The following is a 727-nucleotide window of genomic DNA, read 5'->3' on the forward strand; positions in this document are numbered from 1 at the left end:
CTGAGGAAGCAATCCTTGTGGTTGGTTCCCGCTACCACCTCCAGTAACTCCCATATCCTGGCCCTTGCGGGTTGGGTTTGTGGTTTGAGGTAGGGGAGTTTGTGGTTGGTGTTTTGATTTGTGAATAGTGTGCGCGAGCATCTTATTATCTGTAGTGGCCAAGTGATAGTGGCACACGGTGGATGCCTTGGCATCAGGCGCCGATGAAGGACGTGGGAGGCCACGATAGGCCGCGGGGAGCTGTCAACCGAGCTTTGATCCGCGGGTGTCCGAATGGGGAAACCTAGCCCGAGTTGTGTCGGGTTGCCGCTACCTGAATGTATAGGGTAGTTGGTGGTGACGCGGGGAAGTGAAACATCTCAGTACCCGTAGGAAGAGTAAACAACAGTGATTCTCCTAGTAGTGGTGAGCGAACGGGGAAGAGGCTAAACCGTGCGCGTGTGATAGACGACAGTCGTTGCGTGTGCGGGGTTGTGGGATGCATCTTTTCAGGTCTGTCGGCCTGGAGCGCTGATGATTTTTCTAGCTGAATCCGTTGGGAAGCGGTACCGGAGTGGGTGAGAGTCCCGTAGGTGAAGGAAGAGTCTAGGTGTTGATGTTCTCCCGAGTAGCGCGGAGCCCGAGAAATTCCGTGTGAATCTGGCAGGACCACCTGCTAAGCCAAAATACGTCCTGATGACCGATAGTGCACTAGTACCGTGAGGGAAAGGTGAAAAGTGCCCCGGTG

At 54.7% G+C, this 727-nt stretch carries 1 rRNA gene; it reads left to right on the top strand.

The annotated features are described in order from the left end of the window. Positions 1-155: 155 nt before the first annotated feature. Positions 156-727 (top strand): 23S ribosomal RNA (locus tag D452_RS0126960); the annotation flags it as partial.

This window comes from Nocardiopsis prasina DSM 43845, assembly GCF_000341265.1.
Taxonomy (GTDB): domain Bacteria; phylum Actinomycetota; class Actinomycetes; order Streptosporangiales; family Streptosporangiaceae; genus Nocardiopsis; species Nocardiopsis prasina.